Source organism: Ureibacillus chungkukjangi (assembly GCF_044795995.1).
Taxonomy (GTDB): Bacteria; Bacillota; Bacilli; order Bacillales_A; family Planococcaceae; genus Ureibacillus; species Ureibacillus chungkukjangi.
Genome location: NZ_CP085009.1, coordinates 2173127 through 2196682, shown reverse-complemented (window position 1 = coordinate 2196682; position 23556 = coordinate 2173127). Strand labels below are relative to the sequence as shown.

The window sequence follows — 23556 nt, the reverse complement described above, 5'->3', positions numbered from 1 at the left end:
ACCAATAGGTTATAAACAACAATATAAAATTCAAGAAACTTATTATATAGAATAATAAATCCATTTCTGTATAATAAGTATAATTATAATTTTCAATATTGTGAATAAGGATGTGGATTTTGCTTGGTAGAACAAAAGCATGGAAATGAGAAGAAAATTTATGTCGGTGAGGGAAATGTACCTCGAGAAAATAATAGACAATACATAAAACCCGTACAAAGTGCCAATGTACTTTTTAAATTTATGAAGGACATAGAATATTTAAAGACAATTTTATTACATAAAGCCATATTACCTCGATATTGTGAAGAAGATATTAATTACTTAAATATCAATGGGATAAATAAAATTGCTTTTCCTATGTCTTGTTTTTGTGATATTCATTTTAATAAATTGAAATTTCATGTTCATAAATATGGGGCGTATGGAATTGGTCTTAATAAAACATGGGGAATTGAACAAGGAATTCAACCTATTCATTATATAAATATGGATTCGAGATTACGCAAAGATTTTAGTGATGCGTTTAATATTGCATTAGAAAATACTTTTGAGAATAAAGAGTCTGTGAAATACCTTAAGAACTATGTTCTACATCATTTGTTATATATGAAACCAATAGATGGGCAGATGAAAATTGGAAAGGATGAAATTGAAGACCGCAATTTCCATGATGAGAAAGAATGGAGATTTATCCCCGACTTTAATAAGGTTGAAACCCAACTTCCGCAAATCGTGATTCCCCCTCATATAAATTATGGAAGCCTAAACAGTTATTCGGAAGGAATAATTAAAAAACCAGATTTATGGTTACATTACAAACTTGAAAATATAAAATATATCATAGTTAATTCAGAACAAGATAGAACAGAACTAATACGCTTTATCATCAGCAACAAAGTAGCCACTGACGAAGAACAGTATATATTATTTAGTAAAATTTTGGTTTTCAAAGAGTTAGGAGAGGATATTTAATATGTTTATTAATTTTGATAAGGTTTTTTTTAACGAAAATAATTCAAATCAGGTTCCTAAAGAAGTAATAGAAGCATTAACAGATAAATTGCCAAATGGATTTAAGTATGAAACTTTAGAGGGTGGAGCATTAGTTTTAAATCCAACAACTCAAGGAATAAAAATAGGTGGGCTTAAGATTGATTATACTGATCCTATATTTGAAGATTTTGTTCCTAAAGATAATGCAGAAGCTTTAGAGTATTTATACCGCGCCCAAAGAAATTTGCAAATAAAATTGAATGATGAAGATGGATTGTTTATTAATGATAAATTTTTCAGTATGAGTGATGTGATTAAATTACCATTAGTAGAAAGTATTAAAGGGGAACATCAAATTTCAATTATTCCGGAACCATTTCAACCGCCATTTGAATTAAAGTTAGAAACAGAGGACATAAATGAAAAATTTATGGTTCAACGTATGCCCTTAGCCGACATGAATAAATTAAAATTTGAAAGTATTGATGAAGGTAGCTTTAAAATTTCATATATTATAGATGAGAAAAAGAAGACATTTAATTTTAATTTTAAAATTCAGTTCGATAAGATAATAAGCACTTTGGATATGCTTAATGCTTTGAAATTATACTATGGATGTCTCACAAACAATTTTATAATAAATGGACATGAAATAAATAATAATAGATTTAATGAAGAAGAAGCCAAATCTGTATCAAAAAATATAGAAATATGGAAAAAAATTCTATCATTAGAAAGTAAATTAAATGTAAATTTTATTCCGGAAATTGGGCTGGACAAAGAGGATGTAATAATTATTGAGAAATTATATAGAAGTTTAATTGAAAATATGCCTTATAAAGAGTTTATAACACTTAATAATTTTTCAATGAACAGAGTTGGAAGCATTGAAAAATTACACGAGGTCTTGGGCAAAGAGGGAATAATGTTTAGTTTAACAAATGAGGTTGAAATTAATTTGCTAGGTATTCAATTGAAGCTTTATCAGCTGGCTTACTTATTTGATTTAATTGTGATTGATCTTGAAGAAGAGAATGATAATATAAAACTTATAACAGTTGCACCCAAAGGGAAGAAGACATACCAATCTGTGAAATTTTACTTAAATGAATCAGAAATAGAAATTTTTGATAAAGAGACAACGGAATTTCATTATGCCAAGGAAATTATGATATAAGTGGTTGGCATCAGATTTTTAAACGGTCTTCTTGTGTTATCGGGTATTATAATAAGGAGCCATATAATTTAAAAATTCCTAAAAATAAGCTATTGTTTTGAACAATCTTTAATTAAACAACAGGTTTTTATTTGCGATGAAATTAAGATTTAATTGTAATTTTTAATCAAACTTACTATAAAGCTACAACAATCAGACTTTCTAGATATTGCAAAAAACGCTGTAGGTGTATTATCTGAATTAAACGGGTATATACCGAAATTTATCTTGGTATATCTGAATTTCTTAATCTGTACCTCAAAGTCAATAACAAGGGCATTTCTTGAGATGAGCTTGAGCAATCGGGCGCTAAAATTTCTTAAAATATAATTCATCAGAAAAATAAAAAAGAAGCGTAATATACAAATTGTATATTACGCTTCAGACTGTAGACAAACTCGAAATTTCGAGTTTGCCTACAGTCTTTTTTCTTTTAAAATAGTATTAAGAGCTTTTGAAATATAGGTTGAGGTGAATGGATATGATGTCGAAAAATCAAATAAATGAACGTGATCAAATTGAGATGATTACAATTGAACAACTTGTACCACGGGATCATCTTGTCAGAAAGCTTGAATCAGCTATTGATTTTTCTTTCATTTATCCACTAGTAGAACCACTTTATTCAACACTAGGTCGGCCTAGTGTTGACCCTGTAGTATTAATTAAAATGACATTTGTGCAATATGTATTTGGGATTCGTTCAATGCGTCAAACAATAAAAGAAATTGAAACGAATATGGCATATCGATGGTTTATAGGGTTTGGTTTTCATTCTGAAGTACCTCACTTTTCTACCTTCGGTAAAAACTATGAACGTCGTTTCAAAGATACCGATATCTTTGAACAGATTTTCTATCGTATTCTTAAAGAAATCGCAGATAAGGGATTACTTAGTGCTGATCATGTTTTCATCGATTCAACTCATGTTAAAGCGAGTGCGAATAAACGTAAATTCGAAAAGAAGATTGTCCGTAAAGAGACTCGTGCATATGAAGCTAAACTTCAAGAAGAATTGAATCAAGATCGTATCGATCACGGGAAGAAGCCATTTCCACCTGATAAATTTGAAAAAGAAGAAGTGAAGGAAATTAAGCAAAGTACGACAGATCCTGAAAGTGGATACTATGTAAAAGATGAAAGAACGAAACAGTTTGCTTATTCATTTCATGCTGCAGCTGATCGGTATGGATTTATACTTGGATCGATTGTGACACCTGGGAATGTTCATGATAGTCATATTCTTCAGCCGCTTGTTGAAAAGATTATGGAAAAAGTGAAGAAGCCACTTGCTGTTGCTGCCGATGCTGCTTATAAAACTCCTGCGATAACTAAATTCTTATTTGACCAAGAGATTCAACCTGCACTCCCTTATACACGTCCAAAAACGAAGGATGGATTTTTACGGAAACACGATTATGTATATGACGAGTACTTTGATTGCTACCTTTGTCCGGAAGGGCAAGTTCTTAAATATTCGACTACCACTAAAGAAGGTAAACGCCAATACAAATCGAACCCTTCTCAATGTGCAACCTGTCCTTTGCTTACTCAATGTACGAATAGTAAAGATCACCGAAAAATCATCGAGCGTCATATTTGGGCAGAATATGTAGAGGAAGCGGATCATCTTCGTCATCATAACGAGATCAAACAAATATATTCGAGACGTAAAGAGACGATTGAACGTGTCTTTGCGGATGCGAAAGAAAAGCATGGTATGCGCTGGACAACCCTACGAGGGATTAAAAAATTGTCCATGCAAGCGATGCTTACTTTTGCTGCCATGAACCTAAAGAAGCTTGCCAATTGGACATGGCAAGCTCCAGAAATGGTCTAAATTATAATACTCGAAGAGTACTTTTGACTAAAATCAGACTATAAAATACCCAAAAGAATCTCAAAAAGACAAAAGGCCTTCAGAATGTGACCATTCTGAAGGCCTTTTGTCGACAATCTGAAGCGTAATATACAAATTGTATATTACGCTTTTTTCATAATTTAATTTGATTACAAGAAAAATTTTTATATGTTTCACTTTTAAATAAATCTCAAAAAAATTTAAAAAGTGTCTAATAAAACCATATAAAATATTATCAAGTAGATAACAATTAATGAATTTAAAGGTAATCTACTGTTTTATTTGTGTCTAAAAGGTTTATTATGTTAAATATAGCTATAGAGCCTAGTGTATCAATAAATGATAACGATTAGACATTTTTCCCACTAATCATAAATGATTGATATGAATAGCTTTTATGCTTCAGTTGAACAAGCACATAATCCTGATTTGAAGGGGAAAGCAATCGCGATAGCTGGTAATCCAAAGGAACGTCGGGGAATTATTGTTACGAGCTCATATGAAGCGCGGCACAAAGGTATTTATACGACCATGAATGTAGGAGAGGCCCTTCGCAAATGTCCAGAATTAATCTTATTACCTCCTGATTTTCAGAAATATCGTGTTGCCTCCAAGGCAATGTTTACAATCTTAAGGAGCTACACGCAATTAATAGAACCTGTTTCTATCGATGAAGGCTACTTAGATATTACTCAAATAGCATCTACAAGACATCCAATCGAGATAGCGAAAGAGATTCAAATGAGAATTTTTCATGAATTAGACCTTCCATGTTCGATAGGGATAGCACCGAACAAATTTCTTGCAAAAACTGCTTCAGATATGAAAAAACCAATGGGCATATCAATTCTAAGAAAACGTGATGTACCAGAAAAGCTTTGGCCATTACCTGTCATCGAGATGCATGGAGTAGGGGAAAGCACTGCAAAAAAGCTTGCTACACATAAGATTAATACAATTGGTGAACTAGCGAATATAGAAGAATATATAATTCGACAGGCTTTAGGGAAAAATGGGATTCGGTTAAGAATGCGTGCGAATGGTGAGGATTCTCGTGAAGTAGATCCTAATTCTATATATGAAACAAAAAGCGTTGGCAATTCTACCACGCTGCCAATAGATGAAACAGAGCTAGAAGAGTTGGAAAAGACATTTCTAAAATTAGCAGGAAAAGTTGCCGAACGATTGGATGCAAAAAAACTTAGTGGTTCAACAATAAGTATTCAAATACGAGATGCAGATTGGCACAACCATTCTAAGAGTAAAACATTCCAAAATCCGGTTTACAATAAGGATGTAATTTATGAAGAAGCTGTAAAACTATTTCATAAATCATGGGATGGGGCTCCAATTCGGCTATTGGGTATTACGGTTTCAAATGTGATGGACCGAAAACAATCCGTGGAGCAGCTATCAATTTTTAATTTTGAAGATTTCGCAAAACAAGAGCCGATTTATGAAGTGATCGATGAAATAGAGAAGAAATTTGGCAAAGGAGCCATACAAAGGGGAATTGAGATTTCCAAGTCAAGTTATGCGTCAAAAACAAGCTTTAGCAAAGATTTCCTGGAGGACTTAAAGGATAACTAAGTAAGGGCTATTAGGATCTATGAAGGAAAACTAAATTAAATTAAATAGAGTATTACGAACGGGAGAATTAAAATGCAGCTACAATTTTTAGGAACAGGTGCTGGAATGCCCTCAAAGGAAAGGAATACGAGTGCTCTTGCTCTAAAACTATTAGAAGAACGTGGAACGGTTTGGCTTTTTGATTGTGGGGAAGCAACTCAGCATCAAATTTTACATACGACAATAAGACCGCGTAAGGTGGAGAAAATTTTTATTACTCATCTTCATGGGGACCATATTTTTGGGTTACCAGGATTCCTTAGTTCAAGGTCCTTTTTGGGTGGGGAAGATATATTAACAATTTATGGGCCTAAAGGGTTAAAAGAGTGGGTTACGGCTAGTTTTAATGTTTCTAAGACACATTTAACCTATCCTATCGAATATGTCGAAGTCCAAGAAGGCGTAGTTTTTGAGGATGAGCAATTTATTGTTAATGCTCAGTTACTTGAACATGTAATTCCGTGTTATGGCTATCGAGTTGAGCAGAAACCATTACAAGGGGAGCTCTTAATTGAAAAAGCTAAAGAACTCGGTGTGCCCAAAGGTCCTTTGTTAGGGAAATTAAAAAATGGGGAAGATATAACGTTAGAAGACGGAAGGACTGTGTATAGTAGAGACGTAACAGCTCCGCCGAAAAAAGGGTATACAATTACCGTATTAGGGGATACGAAATACTGTGATTCAGCAATAAAATTAAGTGAAAATGCAAATGTTGTCGTACATGAAGCAACCTTTGATCATAAAACGGAGCATTTAGCAGCGAGCTATGGTCATTCTACAAATGTTGAAGCCGCACGCGTCGCAAAGGAAGCCAATGCTGGGTTTTTAATTTTAAATCATATAAGTTCGCGCTTCCTACCTCATGATCTTGAAGACTTACTATTAGAAGCAAAAGAAATTTTTCCAAATAGTTTTTTTGCTAATGATTTTTCACACTTCGAATGGAAAAATAGCGAATTATTAGAAGATAAATAAAGCATCTTAAGCAGGCTTGTTGTAAGCTTGCTTTTAATTTGTCGAAAAATACGATTATATTAAGAAAATAATAGATTATTCGAGCGAAATTTTATATGATAGTGCTTGGGGAGGGATTATGAATGAATCAACCAAAAATAAGTCCCGCAGTTCTGCGTTTACTTGTTATTTTTCCAAATGTTATAAGTTATATTTTATTGATTGGGGTCTTAATATATATCGCTACAAATTTTTCTGGTTTAAGAGCTGCTGAAGCACTTAACTTTTGGCTTATCTTAGTGGCAATACTTGGTCCAATGGCTGTATTTACAACATATTCTATCGTTAAGCGTATACGGGCTGGCGTATTATAATCGAAAATAATTAAAAACGCGTGTGCAAATTTCTACATTTGCACACGCGTTTTTATGTGAAAAAAAGAGATATTTGTAAAATGGTGAAATAAATTACTAGGAAAAAGTACACCTTTCGACAGATGAAAATAGTAAAAAACGACATTTCCTAGGAAATATTATGATTAAAAGTGGAATATTCAACAAAAATCTATTAGGAGTTGCCATTAGTAACATGATTGATGTTTAGTTAATTTGATAGTCTTCACAAAAAACAGTACTAATCTATTGTCCGTTCGCCAGTTCTCTTGATCTTGCTTCAGCGCTTTTTACACAAGCATAAATAGCTTCATTAAATCGATTACTTTCTAGTGCGTGAATTCCAGCTTCAGTGGTACCGCCTGGACTTGTTACTTTCCTTCGCAATACATTCGGTTCCTCATTCCCAGATTGAAGCATGGCAGCAGAGCCGGCAATTGTTTGTACCATTAACTCTCGCACAATTTCTTTAGTCAGTCCGAATTCAGCGCCAACAGCCTCCCAAGCCTCCATTAAGTAGTAGAGATAGGCAGGACCACTACCTGAAAGAGCGGTTACAGCATGCAATTTATCTTCTTCTACTTCAATCACAATGCCAATAGCTTTAAGTAATTGCAGGTAAAGGACTTTTTGATAATCATCTACCTGTGCATTGAATGCTATGCCGCTAGCAGACATTCCGATTGTTGCTGAAGTATTTGGCATTACACGAGCAATTGGTCGCTTTCCTATTCCTTCTTCAATAGTGTTAATTGGAATACCAGCCAAAACAGATAGAACAGCTGTATTTGGACTAATAAATGGTTGAATTCTTTCCATCGCATGAAAGATATCCTTTGGCTTTGTAGCTAAAATAATCAAATCCATTTCACTGATAAATGCATTATCTTCTAGGATATTTACGGAGTAACTCTCATTCAATTTGACTAGTCTTTCGTGATTCGAACGATTTGTTATATAAATGTTTTGGCTTGGTATTACCTTTTGTTCAACCCAACCATGGATTAATGCCTCTGCCATAGAACCAGCACCAACAAAAAGTATTTTTTGCATAAATTATCCCTCCATATAATGTATTTATCCCCCATAAACTTCCATTAGAACCGCTTAAGTAAAATCGATTAAATCTTATTCAAAGGACGAAAATGTATTTAAATAGCAATATAAAAAGCGTTCCCATCCTTATACTAAGGACGAAAACGCTTGAAAGCTTTTCAGCGGTACCACCTTTATTTGCCTAATTTAGGCACAACTCGAATCCTCCTTATCGCAGAGGGGACGGTCATGTTTACATGACAGCTCCGAAGTAGGTTCAATGAAAATAGTGGGTTATGCTACTTGCAGCAAATGTAGCACTCTCTAAAAACCTTAGATTCATTTACTTGTCTTCATCATCGCTTTAATATTTTTTGAATTATGAAAATTATATGCACACTTTTTAATTCTGTCAATTACATACGTGACGAAACACAAAAAAAGAGATAAAATGAATGAATAACAATTCATTATAGGAGTAAAATAGTTTCACTTTCAAGATGAGGGGGATTGTTCATGAATATACATAAGATTATCATACCTACACCATACCCAATAGGGGATGTTAATGCTTTTTTAGTAAAGGGAGATCAGCTTTCGCTTTTTGATGTTGGACCAAAAACAGAGGTAGCTTTAGATGCTTTAAATAAAGGAATCAATGAGGCAGGTTATAAGCTAGAGGATATTGAGCAGGTTGTGTTAACACATCATCATCCAGATCATGCCGGGTGGGTAGATGCATTTCCTAAAGCAGATATTTTAGGTCATGAATACAATGATCATTTCCTTCGCAGAGAACCAGAATTTATGTCTTATCGTACGAACTTTTATCGCAATCAGTTAAGCTTGCAAGCAGTTCCAGAAAAGTATCTTGAGAAAATTGTTGAATCCAAAGAAGCGCTTAAACTATATGGTTCAACGCCTTTAACTAAATTTATAGGTGATGGAGATGTGGTTCCAGGGCATCCAGGCTTGAGAGCAATTTATACACCTGGTCATGCACAAAGTCACCTTATTTTTCTTGATGAATCAACAAATGAGGTAATTGGTGGAGATCTTTTGTTAGATAAAGTTGCGGCCAATCCATTAGTAGAGCCCCCGACGGATCTTTCAAATCGTCGTCCTAAGGCATTAATCCAACAACAAGAATCCTTAAAGCTTTTACGTGAGTTAAACGTTTCCAAGGTATATGCAGGGCACGGAGAAGAGATAGTTGAAGTAAACGACTTAATCGACAAGCGTTTAGAGAAAGATCAACTGCGTTTAAAACAATTAATAAAACATGTTGTTAATACTCCTAAAACAGTTATTGAGCTAACGATGGACTTATATCCAGCACATTATAGGGCTGAATTAGGCTTAACATTGTCTAAAACCTTAGGCTATCTAGATTGTTTAGTTAGAGATGGGCTTGTGTCTGAAGAAATTGTAAATGATGTAATTGTCTATACACGTAACTAAAAAAATCCACAGCTAGAGTGAAATTCTCTGTCTGTGGATTTTTTCGTCGTTAAATATAGATACAACAAAATTAGTTAGCGTTTGATTGTGCTTCTAATGACATTGCAGGACCGAAGAATTCAAAATGAATATTTTCTCCTGAAATGCCAAGCTCTCGAGCAATGGAAATAACTGTCTCCATAAATGGAGCTGGCCCACAAATGTATACTTCTGTATACTCTTTAACAAATGGTGTTAAATCTTCTTTAGTTACATAGCCATTTTCATCTGAAAATAAAACACGATAAGAACCATTTAGATCATTTACCTTTTTCTCAATTTGCTCTCTAAATGCTACTGCTTTTTTATCACGTACACATTGAACAAATGCCACCTGTCTGCCAAGGTCCATTGTTTGCAGCATTGTATTTAAAGGTGTAACACCAATCCCGCCACTAACAAATAGAATCGGGTTGTTATTTTCCTCTAATGTGAATAACCCAGCAGGTGCACTTACCTGAATTGAATCGCCTTCTTTTACTTGTTCGTGAAGATAATTTGAAACAACACCTATTGGATTAACTGCATCTTCACGTTTCACTGTTATACGGAACTCATTTTTATTTGACGGCTGTGATAAAGTATAGTGACGATTTGAAGTGTATTCATCTCCTGGTACTTTCACACGAACTGTAATATATTGACCTGCTTTATATTCAGGTAATTTTACACCATCTTCAGGTACTAAATAAAATGACGAAACTAAATCATTCTCTTCAACTTTTTTTGCTACTTTGAACGATTTAAATAATCTCCAGCCGCCATTTTGCTCAGCTTCCTTGTATAGATCTTCTTCTATAGAAATAAATACATCTGCGATAACTCCATATGCTTCTGCCCATGCATTAATTATGTCATCAGTAGCTGCATCTCCAAGTACTTCTTTAATAGCAGCCAATAAGTTTTCACCAACGATAGGGTAGTGCTCAGGTAAAATTCCTAGGCCACGATGTTTGTGTGCAATCTGCATAACAGGTGGAATAATGGCCTGTAAATTATCGATATATTTTGCTGCAGCCAGAACTGTATTTGCTAATGCAGTTTGTTGGCGACCTCTTGCTTGGTTTGCGCGGTTAAAATAATTTAATAGTTCAGGATGTTTGTTTAACATATTACTGTAAAAGGTTTTTGTAATAGTAACTCCGTGTTGCTCTAATACTGGTACGGTTGATTTGATAATGTCGATTGTTTGCTGTGATAACATACGATCACGTCCTTTCAAGGTCATCTTACGCCTGGCAAATATTAAAAGCAATATCCTAAATGCATCTTTAACAAATCTGACACAAAGTAGTGCGGAGAATACATCTTTAACATTTTAGACAAATATATGTATTGAAAATACATGTTTAAATCAAAGTATTACAATTTATTTTTATAAAAATAAAGAAATCAAGTGATATAATAGTGATATAGAAAGAGTGGTGTTCTAAGATGCGCTTAACTTTATATACCGACTATTCCTTAAGAGTATTATTATATCTTGGTGTAAAAGGGAATGATCGTTTATCAACTATACAAGAAATTGCAGATAGCTATCATATATCAAAAAACCATCTTATGAAGGTTACCTATGACCTTGGACAGCTTGGTTTAATTGAAACAATCCGTGGTCGAGGCGGTGGAATTCGTTTAAATCTCCAGCCAGAGGAAATTAATATTGGACAAGTTGTAAGGCATACTGAGGAAGATTTTCATCTGGTTGAATGCTTTGATGAAGAAAATAACCTTTGTAAATTATCGCCTGCCTGTAAGCTTAAGTTTGCTCTTAATGAAGCTTTAAATGCTTATTTACAAGTATTAGATCAATATAGTTTAGCTGACTTTCTAATGTCGAAGGATGAAATGTTTAGATTGCTTGGAATTGAACAGTATTAGAAGGGTATAGATTAATTCTATACTCTTTTTTGCTTTTCGAGCATAAAGAGCCAGAAATAGTATCCACTAAAGTGAAAGGAGTATACATAATTTATGAATAAAAAGGCAATTTTTATAACAGGAGCAACAAGCGGAATCGGGAGAATTATTACAGAGCTTTGTATAGAGAAAGGTTATACCGTTTATGCAACAGGTAGAAATGAATCTTCGCTAGTAACCTTATCCAGAATGGGGGCTATCGTGTTCCAGGCAGATTTATCAGAGCTTGAAGATATCGATCGAGTTTGTGAGCAGCTTCCTTCTATAGATATAGCTATTATTAATGCAGGTGTCGGTATCTTTAATAATGCTTTTGATTTAGATGATGAAGATATCGAAAATATGATTAATGTTAACGTAAAAGCGCCCATTTATCTATCAAATCGATTGGCGAAGAAGATGATTATTCAGAAGTCCGGACATTTTATATTTATAGGCTCCCAGGCAGGAAAAGTTCCAACAAAAAAAGCGAGTGTTTACGCAGCATCAAAGCATGCAATAACGGGCTTTGCAAATGGCTTAAGAATGGAACTAGCTTCGTATAATATTCAAGTAACAGCCATCTATCCTGGCCCAATTGATACGCCATTTTTACAAAAAGCTGATACAACGAATAATTACAGAGAGACCATGAAGCCTTTTTTATTAAAGCCTGAGAAAGTGGCGTCAGAAGTATTAAAAGTAATTGAAAAAACCGTAAGAGAAGTGAATCTTCCAAGGATAATGTCTATCACAAGCAAGCTTTATGCTGTAGCACCTTCACTTGTTGAAAAGCTGGGAAGCGGTTTCTTTAATAAAAAATGATACATTAGTAAGTATTATTATACGCCTTTAACTTAGGCGTATTTTTATTTGTTTTAAAAATCTAATATTTTATAAAAATACACTTGAATTAATTTTTATTAAATGATAACATTCATGTATAAACAATTATTCGAATGTATAAAAATACATATTTGAAATTGGAGGAGCGGGAACATGGCAAATAAAAAAGTGATTTTAGCTTATTCAGGTGGACTTGACACATCAGTTGCAATCCCATGGTTAAAGGAACAAGGCTGGGACGTAATTGCAGTATGTCTAGATGTGGGTGAAGGTAAAGATCTTGAGTTTATCAAAAATAAAGCACTTCAAGTAGGGGCAATTGAATCTTACATGGTAGATGCAAAAGATGAATTCGCTGAAGAATATGCTCTTATCTCTTTACAGGGTCATACTTGGTACGAGCAAAAGTATCCATTAGTTTCTGCGCTTTCTCGTCCACTTATATCAAAAAAATTAGTTGAAATAGCTAACGAAACAAAAGCTGATGCTGTAGCTCATGGCTGTACTGGAAAAGGAAATGATCAGGTACGTTTTGAGATTTCTATTAAAGCACTAAATCCTAATCTTGAGGTTCTTGCACCAGTACGTGAATGGGGATGGAGCCGTGATGAAGAAATTGAATATGCAGAAAAGCACGGTGTACCAGTACCTGCAACGATTGACTCGCCATTCTCAATCGATCAAAACCTTTGGGGGCGTGCAAACGAAGCGGGAGTTATGGAGGATCCGTGGGTAGCTCCTCCAGAAGAGGCTTATGGATTAACAGTTTCTCTCGAAAATACGCCTGATACACCGGAATTCGTTGAGATTGAATTCGTTGAAGGAAAGCCGATTTCTTTAAATGGTGAGGAGATGAAGCTTGCCGATCTAATTCAAGAGTTAAACAAAGTAGCAGGTGCGCATGGAATCGGACGTATTGACCATGTAGAAAATCGCTTGGTGGGTATTAAATCGCGTGAGGTTTATGAAATTCCAGGTGCTAAAGTGCTTTTAACCGCTCACAAAGAATTAGAAGATATCACTTTAGTGAAAGAATTAGCTCATTTTAAACCAATTATTGAGCAAAAGCTTTCTGAAATCATTTATGAAGGTCTATGGTTTAACCCGATTCGCTTAGCTTTAGAGGGTTTCCTAAAAGAAACACAGAAATATGTGAACGGTACAGTTCGTGTGAAGCTATTTAAAGGTCATGCCATTGTTGAAGGTCGTAAATCGCCAAATTCTTTATATAGCGAAGAGCTTGCAACATACTCAAAGGCAGATCAATTCAATCATGCTTCAGCTGTAGGTTTTATTGAATTATGGGGGTTACCGACAGTAGTAGCTTCACAGGTTAATAAGAAAATAGAAGAAGTAGTTAATAACTAATATAATCGAAATCGATTCAAGCTCTCGAAGGCTACATGAGGGTATTGATAGAAGTAGGTGTAGGGGATGACAAAATTATGGGGAGGTCGCTTCCAAAAGTCCGCTGAAAGCTGGGTAGACGAATTTGGAGCTTCCATTGGCTTTGACCAACAGTTAGTTATGGAGGATATTGAAGGCAGTGTTGCACACGTAACAATGCTAGGTGCTCAAGGGATTTTAGACTCTAAGGATGTAGAGCAAATTCTGGGAGGTTTGGCTGAGTTAAAGCATTCAGCAGAGGCTGGAGAACTCGAGTTTAGTGTTGCAAACGAAGATATCCATTTAAATTTAGAAAAGCTATTAACGGATATAATCGGACCTGTTGGAGGAAAACTTCATACAGGCCGTAGCCGTAACGATCAGGTTGCGACAGATATGCATCTGTTTTTGAAAAAACGTGTTGTTGAGATTGTAGACTTAATCGAAGCTTTCCAAAATACGATTTTACAAAAGGCAGAGCAACACGTTGAAACAATTGCACCTGGTTATACACATTTACAGCGAGCACAGCCAATAAGCTTTGCACATCATTTGATGGCCTATTTCTGGATGCTCGAGCGTGATAAAGAACGCTTTAATGAGTCAATGAAGCGTATAGACATTTTACCATTGGGTGCAGGTGCTATGGCGGGAACTACTTTCCCAATTGATCGGGAAAAATCTGCAGAGCTACTTGGATTCAGTACTGTCTATGCAAATTCTATGGATGCGGTTAGTGATCGTGATTTTATAGTAGAGTTTCTTTCAAATTCATCACTGGTCATGACACATTTATCTCGTTTTGCTGAGGAAATTATTATTTGGTCAACGGATGAATTTAAATTTATCGAACTAGATGATGCATTTTCAACAGGCTCATCCATCATGCCACAAAAGAAAAATCCAGATATGGCAGAGCTTATTCGCGGCAAGACTGGTCGTGTATATGGAAATCTTATTGGATTGTTAACAGTATTAAAAGGAACACCTTTAACTTATAACAAAGATATGCAGGAAGACAAAGAGGGGATGTTTGATACAGTTCATACCATCCTTGGTGCATTGAAAATCTTTGAAGGTATGGTTCGTACAATGACTGTTAAAACTGAAAGGCTTCATCAAGCAGTGCATAGTGATTTTTCGAATGCTACTGAGCTTGCAGATTACCTTGCAACTAAGGGGATGCCATTCCGTGAAGCTCATGAAATTACAGGTAAACTTGTGTTCACTTGTATTCAAAGAGGGATATTCTTATTAGATTTACCTCTTGAGGATATGAAAAATGAAAGTGATTTAATCGATGCTGATGTTTATGACGTTTTAGCTCCTGAAGCTGCTGTTAGACGTCGTAACTCACTTGGGGGCACAGGCTTTGAACAAGTGCGCTTGCAGCTTGAGAAAGCAAAAGCTTGTCTTTAACTATTTGTTACAAACCTAAATTTTAGGATTTGTTATATAGGCCGCTATTAATGATGTACAGAGATGCACAATAGTTTGCCGACTTTTATCAACAAGCCAGAGGGTAACTTGATAAAAGAAAAACTTTATAAGCAGCCATTACTTTTTTAAGTACAGGTGACCATATAAAGTTACATAAACCGTTCTCGGGGTCGCGAGGCGGTTTTTTTGTTTTTGGTGAGAAAATTCTTGAAGTTTTTAATTATTGTTAAGAATTACCCAAGCATGATTATTTAAAAATGGACAATACTTATTTAGATTGCACATTAACTTATTAATTATGAATTGAATCTGTTGTTAATTAATACATAAGATAATTAAGAATATCCTCTTTAGATTAGAAAACACTAATCAAAAGGAGGATTGAGGTCAGTTGAAAACTAAAGTTGCTATTTCTGTGCTGTTGGTTTTAAGTACGATTGCGGTTGGAAAGATATTGACGGTACCTCCAGAGGATCAAACAACGAATGCTGAAGAAATTGCACCTGCTTATGCAAAATGGGGAAGGATGGCCATGCAAAATGTTATGGCCAAATATCCAACATCTGATGTAATCGATTATTTGCATATTGGACGAGAAGTAGGTAGTGTGACTTCAGTTGAAAAGTTCAAGCTTTGGTTAAAGGCAGAGGATAATAGTGAATTTGGAGTTTTCGTCGATATCACTTTTAATAACCAAACCGAAGAAGTTGTCGATATTAAATATACAGAAACAAAACAATAGTATGATGAAAAGAGGTGCGGTATTTTCGCACCTCTTTTATAATATATTTTGAACGTTTTTCATTATTTTGGACAGAGCATTTATAGATTTACTCGTATCAAATTCTACAATATCCAATGAATGGTTCGCATCTTGGACTACTTCAATTTTCAAGTTAGTTTCTTTCGTTAATCGATTAATATTCTCTGCATTATAATGAGGGTCCCTGTCACCTATGACTAATAGCCCTTTATGTTGGCTTATTAATACAGGATCAAATATCTTACCAAAATTTAAAAGTGGGGTGAATAAGATCATTTTAGAATTTAGATATTCTTCTCTTTTCATTAAAGAATTGGCAATAGGAATAGTTCCAAGAGATTTGCCCAAAAAAATAGTCTCTTTATAATCTCCATTAAAAAGAACAGTCGAAATAACTTGGTCAATATCCTCCAACATTATTTTAGACAATTCCTCAATTGATTTTTTCAATGTTTGTTCATCATAGGAATAATGAATATGTACGATATCGATATTATTCTCAATCATCTTCATTGTTGAATAATAAAACAATGGTTTGTCATAATTGTAACCAGAGCCAGAAAACATGAAGCATATCGTTTTAGAACCTAATTTGATATGGGTAAATTTAATTACTTTACCTTTGTGATATATTTCCCTGTTAGATACCTGCATCGTTTCCTCCTAAATTCGTTTATATTTATTTTAACATTTATTTCCAGTTATTTCACCTCAATTTTGAATACATAAGAGCTGTCACCACTTGTTCCCGAGTCATTTTTCTCCCATATTGCATAATAGTTTATGATGTATACCCCCTTCGTAGCAGGAGCTTTAAATTTATGATTTTTAGTTAGGGATATTTCTTCTATTTGATTAGATTCAACGTCACTGATTGTTAGAGTTTGCTCTGTCGGGCGGCGTTTTGTGAGTAGGGTAACCGTTGCCTTTTTTTTAATAGGCAAAGCCTTTTCATATTCAAGAATTTCTATCGGAGTAGGAAGGCTAAGGCATTCTGCTGATTCTTCATCTCGCCAACAGTAATCTCCTTGTTCCATATTGTAAACAGTGTCCTCGAGTTCAAGCTGAACTACTGGAGGTAGAAGCTTCTTAGAACCTTTTTTTACTTGTTCCTCACTACTATCATAAGAACATCCAGCAATTAAAAATAAAAGACTCACAACAGTTAATAATTTGTACAAACAGTAAGCTCCTTCCTATCTTTCACTAACCATTTACGTAAAAATCAGTCCATTTATGCTTTTAATGAAGATTTATTTTCAAAAATATTCGTTTTAGGGGCATTGGGAGTATTATTATTGATAGTAATAATAATAATAGAATCGATAAATAGAATTTTAATAATAAAACTACCAATCTTTTGGAAATTTGAGGTGATTCCATGGTTAATGGGAATTGGTTTCTGGATTTTCCTTATATTCCTTTTTCCAGCAAGAATAGGCACTTTAAACAGCGTTGTAGTTTAAAGTGCCTTAGTTTTATTCTCTTATTTGTCCATTCCCGTAAATAAAGTACTTTGTCGAGGTTAATGCCGGTAAGCCCATTGGACCTCGGGCATGTAGCTTTTGAGTACTAATTCCAATTTCTGCTCCATAGCCGTATTCAAAACCGTCTGTAAAGCGAGTAGAAGCATTATGATACACTGCAGCCGCATCGACACTAGCTAAGAATAGTTGGGCTGCGATTGGATCTTCTGTAACTATGGCTTCAGAATGATTAGTGCCAAATCGGTTTATATGTTCAATTGCTTCATAGACATTTTCAACAACCTTCACGCTTAGCGTTAAACTTAAAAACTCTGTAGCATAATCTTCTTCTGTGGCAAGTGAGATAGAAGGGAGCAATTCACAAACCTGTTCGTCTCCGATGAGATGGATATTGGTAGCTTGTAATTTCTCCAATAACAGTTTTCCATGCTTTGTAAACCAACTACTTTCAATAAGTAAGCTTTCTGCAGCATTACATACAGAAGGTCGCTGAGTTTTAGCATTTAAAATAATTTCTGTGGCCATTTGATAGTTTGCATTTCCATCAACATATACATGACAATTTCCAGCGCCTGTTTCTAATACAGGAACAGAGGCTTCATTTACAACTAGATCAATTAATGCTTTGCCACCACGAGGAATTAACACATCTAAGTATTCTTTTAGATGAAATAATTCCTTTGCGGTTTCATGGCTCGTATCCTCGATTAACTGAACAGATTCTTTAGGTAGGGCTGTGTGCTCTAATGCGCGGTGAACCGTTTCAATAAGTACTTGGTTTGAGAATTTAGCTGAAGAACTTCCGCGTAATATAACAGCATTTCCAGTTTTTAAACTAAGTGTTGCCGCATCAATTGTTACATTTGGCCGAGCTTCATAAATCATGCCAATAACACCGATTGGTACCCGACGTTTCTCAATAAGTAGCCCATTTTCTTTTGTTATGGTTTCAAGAAGTTCACCGACCGGGTCTTTTAAATTGATAAGCTGTTGGATTGCATCAGCCATTGCTTGAATACGTGCTTCATTTAACATGAGTCGATCAAGGGTAGATTCAGAGAGGCCTTTTTCTTTGCCAGCAAGTAAATCCTTTTTATTTTCTTCTATAATACTGTTTTGGTCGAGGAGTAATTGATATGCTATTTTTGCTAACGCATCATTTTTTTCAGTGGTAGTTTTTAAGTTCAGCAGATAGCTCGCTTGTTTTGCTTGTTTTCCTTTTGTTTTCACTTCACTTTTAGTTACAATATCCGTCATATATGAAACCTCCTTTAGATTCTGACCCATTTATCCCGATGGATGACTTCGATTGATGTAGAGGTTATTTCATTAGTCCGTTTACCTAGTGCACGACCAAGTTCATCACTGGAATAAAGCACCTCTCCACGTCCTAATAATTCTGTTTCACTATATACCTCTACTACATCGCCCTGCCTAAATACACCTTCTAGCTTATATATCCCGGCAGGCAGGAGACTTTTTCCTTTTAATAAAATGGCTTCTGCAGCGCCTTTATCTATAAACAACTTCCCGCAAACCTCTGTAAATGAAATCCATTGTTTAGGATTCGGTAGGGGAGTGTGCAAATCATTTCCAATATACGTACCGTCCCCGAGTCCATCAAGAATGTCAATTAACTTATTTTGTCCATTGCCATTGCCTATAAAAACTTTGACCCCTGATTGAAGGGCAGTACGAGCTGCTAATAATTTTGATTGCATTCCGCCAGTACCAACCTTAGAGCCACTACCAGTCGGGATTTTGAGTAAATCGTCTGAGATAGTAGATAAATAGTCTATTTGTTTAGCGTTAGGATTTTTTGGATTCTGGTCATAGAGGCCGTTAATATCCGTTAAGATAATGAGATAATCAGCGTGGATTAGTCCACTAACCAAAGCTGAGAGCATGTCGTTGTCACCGAATGTTAATTCTGAAACTGAAACTGTGTCATTCTCATTAATAATTGGAAGTATGTTTCGCTCCAGTAATTCAGTAAAGGTTGCATAAGCATTTCTATAGCGATCCTTTTTAGAAAAATCAGTACGTGTTAAAAGAATCTGAGCTGTGCTAATATGATGCTCACTAAAGAGCTCTGAGTAATATTGAATGAGTAAACTTTGACCAACTGCAGCAGCAGCCTGTTTACCTTTTAATGTAACAGGACGGGAAGGGTAACCTAATTTACGAAAGCCAGCTGCAACTGCTCCTGACGAAACAAGTAAAACATCATGACCATCTTGCTTTAATGCTACAAGTGCTGAAATATGATCTTGAAGCCTGATGTGGTCAATTTCTCCCTTGGCATTAGTGAGAGAGCTGCTCCCGATTTTAACGACAATACGTTTTTTTTTCACCTAATTTCCTCCTAGATACCTTTAACTTGATTTAAAAGAGAGGGAAAACCCTGCTTTGAGTAAAAATAAAAAGCCTTCTTCACCCTAAAAATTAGGGCGAAAAAGGCTTCTTTTCCGTGGTACCACCTAGTTTGGAATGCAAAAGCAATTCCCACTTATGCTCGATAACGCTTGAGTCTGCGTCTAGTTTTGCTAGAGGCTAGCGAAGTAGGTTCCGTAATCCTTTTTGTACGATGTCTCGCAGCCATGTACATCGCTCTCTTACCAACAGGGTTTTACGTACTATTCTTCGATAAGCTGATAGATATTGACTCTAATATGCAACAAACTTTTTAAATTGTCAATATATTTCGTGGAATATTCAGATTATTGTAAAATTGAAAAAGAGACATCAATTCATCGATGTCTCCGGAAATATTAAGCTATTAAAGTTAAATTTGTGTATGAAAGAATTGCTGGTATTTCGATTTTTTTTAATGCAGTAGTGGCTTCTTCTTTTGTGTCGAACTCAAAAATACGATAAGTTTTTTCCTCAAAAATTGTTACTACCCACATGTCGGGTCGCCTCCTAATGTTTTGAATTTATTTATCATAAAAGACCGCTGCAATTTTAAAAGTAATTCTTTATCAAAGGACTAAGGTTATTTGGTAAACGATAAAATGGCGGAGCCTTTTAATCCTATGAGGGCTTGACGTGCTTCCATTTTGTTTTCAAACTCGAACATACGATACGTATTTCTTTCAAATACAGTGATAACCCACATAACAGGATCTCCTCCATTTAATATTATTAATTGTTATATAACAATGCGTTTTGTATGGGTGATGATTGGTTGTTGTTATATATCAACTTAAATCTATTGTACCCCTAAAATAGTAAAAATAAAATAGCTAGTGAAACATTTCACATATTGTTCATATTGATGACGTTTTCATAAAAATTTCCAGCCTATCCAAACTAAATTCGGTTATATTTCATGAAATAAAACGATTAAATAGGAGTCATTTTTGTGTAAATAAAAGAGTGAGGAAATCAATTTTGATTGGAGAGGGGAGTGGTGGTAATATATAGGATTAATAATATTATTATGTTAACTAGATGGGGTGAGCTGGACTTGGGTTATTGGAATGAACAGCATGGAGCTGGCTTTTGACTTCGTGGTGCAGTTCATCCGCCATATGAACGGCATGGCGAAGCCTTTCTAACTTCGTGATGCAGTTCATCAGACATATATACTCCATCAAGCGACATTTCTAGCACCGTTCTGAAGTTCTCCCGCTATCATGAACTCCATCCATCCAGCCGTCTTTCTTGCCACAGCATGAAATTTATCCTCATCTCAAACCGCATCCCACCGTATTTCTAGCTCCTAAGCATAAAAAAAGAGCTAGTCTAAAAAGACCAACTCTCCTTCGAATTTTTATTTTATTTTCTCCCATTCTTCACGTAATAGTCCCATGCGAATGGAATCGTAATACTCGCCATTGTATAATCGAACCTTACGAATTCTTGCCTCTAGGGTCATGCCGAGTTTTTCACCAACTCGAATCATACGATCATTCCCAGACCAGGTTGTATAGCCAACTCTTATAAGTGGCATTGTAGAGAATAGATGATCAATCCACAACTTCATGGCTCGTGTACCAAGACCCTTGCCCCAGGAAGTGGGCTCATGAAAAACAATTCCCATCTCCAGCCACTTTGATGGCTCGTGCTCCCAATAATATGAAACAATCCCTCGTATTTCATTATGAACCTCAATTACCCAAAAATCTTTACTATCAACTAATGATGCTCCCGTAGGTAAAAAATCTTCTAAGGTCATGGCCGTATGTGGATAGTAGGGGGCGTCCCATTTTTTCCATTCTGGCTGCTCTTCTTTATAAATAAGCTCCCAAAGCCTATTTAGATCACTTGTCTTAACTGGTCGTATTGTTAATTCGTTATCTGTATACATAATTAGCCTCTTTTCAAAAATAATAGGTTGGTAGATTAGATTGAAAAGAGAGTACAAGACTTTTACTTTTCAATCACATTTTCATTTATAGTCATTTTCATCACACCTTTCGTTACATTACTATCATTATAAACTAGAATTATTTAAATTTTCTACATTTTTACAAAACATAACTATAAATAAGACTTATTCGTTTTATTTGCTTTTGAAATAAAAAGAGATTATATTATTGAGGGCTCAATGATTGATAGCTCAAATAATCAATAACTAACTTTGTAGTTTTTGACTGGAGGGAGAGGCTTGAACATTAAAATTTCAGAGCAGGAAGAGCTGTTATTTTTACTTAAAACACTTAGTAATCAGCTAGGACCTAAATTTGAGAGAAGTACAAACCTTAGCTTATCGCGCTTTGAGCTTTTGTATCAGCTTATTCAATATAGTGAAATTTCTCAATCCAATTTACAAAAAATTGTTAATATCGATCATGCCGCAATTACTCGTCATTTAAAGCAATTGGAGTCGGATGGCCTTGTATCTAGAAGACGTAATCCAGCTGATAATCGGGAAACGATTGTACAATTAACAGAAGAAGGCTACAAGCAAATCATGAGTTGTCAAAAGGATAAGTTAAGCTTTGCTAATCAAATGTTTCAACAATTCAGTGATGTAGAATTACAGAGTTTAATGGTTATGCTAAAACGTATCCAAGAAAATATAAAGTAAGCATTCAATCAAGGGTTTATCTTTTAGTATTGAAAGAAAAAATAATTATTTACGTTAGGAGCTTCTATAGATGAAAGATTATTTAGTAAGAGCAGTAGGTTATAATGGACAAATTCGTGCATTTGCAGCACGTACGACAGAAACAGTTGGAGAAGCACAAAGAAGGCACAGTACGTGGCCAGTTGTTTCAGCAGCACTTGGTCGCTCAATGACAGCAAGTGTGATGATGGGTGCGATGCTTAAAGGGGAAGACAAGATTACTGTAAAGGTAGAAGGAAACGGTCCAATTGGTGCAATGGTCCTTGATGCAGATGCAAAAGGAAATGTCCGCGGTTTTGTAACACATGGACAAGTTCACTTTGACCTAAATGAGCAAGGTAAATTAGACGTGCGTGCAGGTGTTGGCACAGAAGGATTTTTATCTGTTGTGAAGGATTTAGGAATGAAGGAAATGTTCTCAAGTCAGGTTCCGATTGTATCAGGGGAAATCGCTGAAGACTTTACTTATTACTTCGCTACAAGTGAACAGTTACCTTCATCAGTTGGTTTAGGGGTTCTAGTAAATCCTGATAACACAATTCTAGCCGCAGGGGGCTTCATCATTCAGTTAATGCCTGGCTGTGAAGAGGAAACAATTGCGGCATTAGAAAAGCATTTAGCTACAATTGAGCCTGTTTCAAAAATGATTGAAAAGGGATTGACACCAGAGGAAATTCTAGAAGCTGTTTTAGGTGAAGCAGGCAATGTACAAGTTTTAAGCCATATGCCAGTACAATTCGAATGTAATTGCTCAAAAGAACGATATAGTCGTGCAATCATCGGATTAGGTGTTCAAGAATTAGAAGAAATGATTAAAGAAGAAGGCAATATTGAAACACAATGCCACTTCTGTTTAGAAACATATGATTTCTCTGAGGCTGAATTACAAGCATTAGTAAATGAAATCAAAACCCAATTAAATTAATGGAAAAGCCTATTTTGAACGCTGAACGTTTTAAATAGGCTTTTATAATATTTAATTCTATTTATAATCTAACTCTTAAGTTAAATATATGCACAAATATAAAAACTACTGACAGTAGATGAGTAATTTAAGTAGTTTTTTGTTTGTATTAATTTA

At 35.1% G+C, this 23556-nt stretch carries 23 protein-coding genes and 1 other annotated feature; of the genes, 14 read left to right on the top strand and 9 right to left on the bottom strand.

Annotated elements, in window-relative coordinates; genetic code table 11:
* The first annotated feature begins 123 nt into the window (after window positions 1–123).
* The 6 genes from LG296_RS10885 to LG296_RS10860 all read left to right on the top strand — a co-directional run bounded on the left by LG296_RS10885 (window position 124) and on the right by LG296_RS10860 (window position 7030).
* Window positions 124–975, top strand: a complete 852-nt coding sequence (locus tag LG296_RS10885) for an abortive infection system antitoxin AbiGi family protein (RefSeq protein WP_107933164.1) — start codon at window positions 124–126, stop codon at window positions 973–975.
* Between the two features lies 1 nt (window position 976).
* Window positions 977–2173, top strand: a complete 1197-nt coding sequence (locus LG296_RS10880; protein ID WP_107933166.1) for an abortive infection system toxin AbiGii family protein — start codon at window positions 977–979, stop codon at window positions 2171–2173.
* 520 nt (window positions 2174–2693) lie between these two features.
* Complete coding sequence (locus tag LG296_RS10875; protein WP_107933168.1) at window positions 2694–4052, top strand: IS1182 family transposase; 1359 nt, start codon at window positions 2694–2696, stop codon at window positions 4050–4052.
* A 396-nt stretch (window positions 4053–4448) separates the two neighbouring features.
* Window positions 4449–5663: a DNA polymerase IV gene (locus tag LG296_RS10870; protein WP_107933170.1), complete on the top strand. Its 1215-nt coding sequence runs from the start codon at window positions 4449–4451 to the stop codon at window positions 5661–5663.
* 72 nt (window positions 5664–5735) lie between these two features.
* On the top strand, window positions 5736–6677 hold the full coding sequence (gene rnz / locus LG296_RS10865) for a ribonuclease Z (protein ID WP_107933172.1): 942 nt from the start codon (window positions 5736–5738) through the stop codon (window positions 6675–6677).
* A gap of 122 nt (window positions 6678–6799) precedes the next feature.
* Window positions 6800–7030, top strand: a complete 231-nt coding sequence (locus LG296_RS10860) for an acyl-phosphate glycerol 3-phosphate acyltransferase (RefSeq protein WP_107933173.1) — start codon at window positions 6800–6802, stop codon at window positions 7028–7030.
* 264 nt (window positions 7031–7294) lie between these two features.
* Here the strand turns inward: LG296_RS10860 and proC are convergent, their stop codons facing one another.
* Window positions 7295–8101, bottom strand: a complete 807-nt coding sequence (gene proC, locus LG296_RS10855; protein ID WP_107933175.1) for a pyrroline-5-carboxylate reductase — start codon at window positions 8099–8101, stop codon at window positions 7295–7297.
* Between the two features lie 133 nt (window positions 8102–8234).
* Window positions 8235–8452 (bottom strand) — a binding site (T-box leader).
* 147 nt (window positions 8453–8599) lie between these two features.
* On the opposite strand from proC, the gene LG296_RS10850 reads away from it, so the two are divergent.
* Window positions 8600–9544, top strand: a complete 945-nt coding sequence (locus tag LG296_RS10850) for an MBL fold metallo-hydrolase (RefSeq protein ID WP_107933177.1) — start codon at window positions 8600–8602, stop codon at window positions 9542–9544.
* A gap of 70 nt (window positions 9545–9614) precedes the next feature.
* Here the strand turns inward: LG296_RS10850 and hmpA are convergent, their stop codons facing one another.
* A complete protein-coding gene (hmpA, locus tag LG296_RS10845; protein WP_107933179.1) occupies window positions 9615–10787 on the bottom strand; it encodes an NO-inducible flavohemoprotein in 1173 nt (390 codons plus the stop codon).
* A 230-nt stretch (window positions 10788–11017) separates the two neighbouring features.
* On the opposite strand from hmpA, the gene LG296_RS10840 reads away from it, so the two are divergent.
* The 5 genes from LG296_RS10840 to LG296_RS10820 all read left to right on the top strand — a co-directional run bounded on the left by LG296_RS10840 (window position 11018) and on the right by LG296_RS10820 (window position 15893).
* The gene (locus LG296_RS10840) at window positions 11018–11461 is read left to right on the top strand and encodes an Rrf2 family transcriptional regulator (RefSeq protein WP_107933180.1); all 444 of its coding nucleotides are present in this window, start codon (window positions 11018–11020) and stop codon (window positions 11459–11461) included.
* Window positions 11462–11554: 93 nt separating this feature from the next.
* Window positions 11555–12304 (top strand): SDR family oxidoreductase, encoded by a 750-nt coding sequence (locus tag LG296_RS10835; protein ID WP_107933182.1) that lies wholly within the window; start codon window positions 11555–11557, stop codon window positions 12302–12304.
* 174 nt (window positions 12305–12478) lie between these two features.
* Window positions 12479–13693: an argininosuccinate synthase gene (locus LG296_RS10830; RefSeq protein WP_107933184.1), complete on the top strand. Its 1215-nt coding sequence runs from the start codon at window positions 12479–12481 to the stop codon at window positions 13691–13693.
* 66 nt (window positions 13694–13759) lie between these two features.
* Window positions 13760–15130 carry an argininosuccinate lyase gene (argH, locus tag LG296_RS10825; protein ID WP_107933186.1) on the top strand — a complete coding sequence of 457 codons (1371 nt, stop codon included), beginning with the start codon at window positions 13760–13762 and terminating at the stop codon, window positions 15128–15130.
* Window positions 15131–15542: 412 nt separating this feature from the next.
* On the top strand, window positions 15543–15893 hold the full coding sequence (locus tag LG296_RS10820; RefSeq protein ID WP_235867582.1) for a DUF3889 domain-containing protein: 351 nt from the start codon (window positions 15543–15545) through the stop codon (window positions 15891–15893).
* Window positions 15894–15929: 36 nt separating this feature from the next.
* On the opposite strand, the gene LG296_RS10815 is transcribed toward LG296_RS10820, so the two are convergent.
* From LG296_RS10815 to LG296_RS10785, 7 genes are all read right to left on the bottom strand, one after another.
* Window positions 15930–16568, bottom strand: coding sequence for an alpha/beta family hydrolase (locus LG296_RS10815; protein WP_107933188.1), 639 nt, complete (start codon window positions 16566–16568; stop codon window positions 15930–15932).
* 47 nt (window positions 16569–16615) lie between these two features.
* Window positions 16616–17095 (bottom strand): hypothetical protein, encoded by a 480-nt coding sequence (locus tag LG296_RS10810; protein ID WP_107933190.1) that lies wholly within the window; start codon window positions 17093–17095, stop codon window positions 16616–16618.
* 297 nt (window positions 17096–17392) lie between these two features.
* Window positions 17393–18658: a glutamate-5-semialdehyde dehydrogenase gene (locus tag LG296_RS10805; RefSeq protein ID WP_107933192.1), complete on the bottom strand. Its 1266-nt coding sequence runs from the start codon at window positions 18656–18658 to the stop codon at window positions 17393–17395.
* A gap of 14 nt (window positions 18659–18672) precedes the next feature.
* Window positions 18673–19755, bottom strand: a complete 1083-nt coding sequence (proB, locus tag LG296_RS10800) for a glutamate 5-kinase (RefSeq protein ID WP_107933194.1) — start codon at window positions 19753–19755, stop codon at window positions 18673–18675.
* Between the two features lie 417 nt (window positions 19756–20172).
* The gene (locus tag LG296_RS10795; protein ID WP_181417969.1) at window positions 20173–20310 is read right to left on the bottom strand and encodes a hypothetical protein; all 138 of its coding nucleotides are present in this window, start codon (window positions 20308–20310) and stop codon (window positions 20173–20175) included.
* A gap of 86 nt (window positions 20311–20396) precedes the next feature.
* A complete protein-coding gene (locus tag LG296_RS10790; RefSeq protein WP_268968867.1) occupies window positions 20397–20519 on the bottom strand; it encodes a hypothetical protein in 123 nt (40 codons plus the stop codon).
* A gap of 657 nt (window positions 20520–21176) precedes the next feature.
* A complete protein-coding gene (locus tag LG296_RS10785) occupies window positions 21177–21713 on the bottom strand; it encodes a GNAT family N-acetyltransferase (RefSeq protein WP_107933196.1) in 537 nt (178 codons plus the stop codon).
* A 300-nt stretch (window positions 21714–22013) separates the two neighbouring features.
* On the opposite strand from LG296_RS10785, the gene LG296_RS10780 reads away from it, so the two are divergent.
* Entirely contained in the window at window positions 22014–22436 is a 423-nt protein-coding gene (locus LG296_RS10780) for a MarR family winged helix-turn-helix transcriptional regulator (RefSeq protein ID WP_107933198.1), read from the top strand.
* Window positions 22437–22506: 70 nt separating this feature from the next.
* A complete protein-coding gene (hslO, locus tag LG296_RS10775) occupies window positions 22507–23400 on the top strand; it encodes an Hsp33 family molecular chaperone HslO (protein WP_107933200.1) in 894 nt (297 codons plus the stop codon).
* Window positions 23401–23556: the final 156 nt, after the last annotated feature.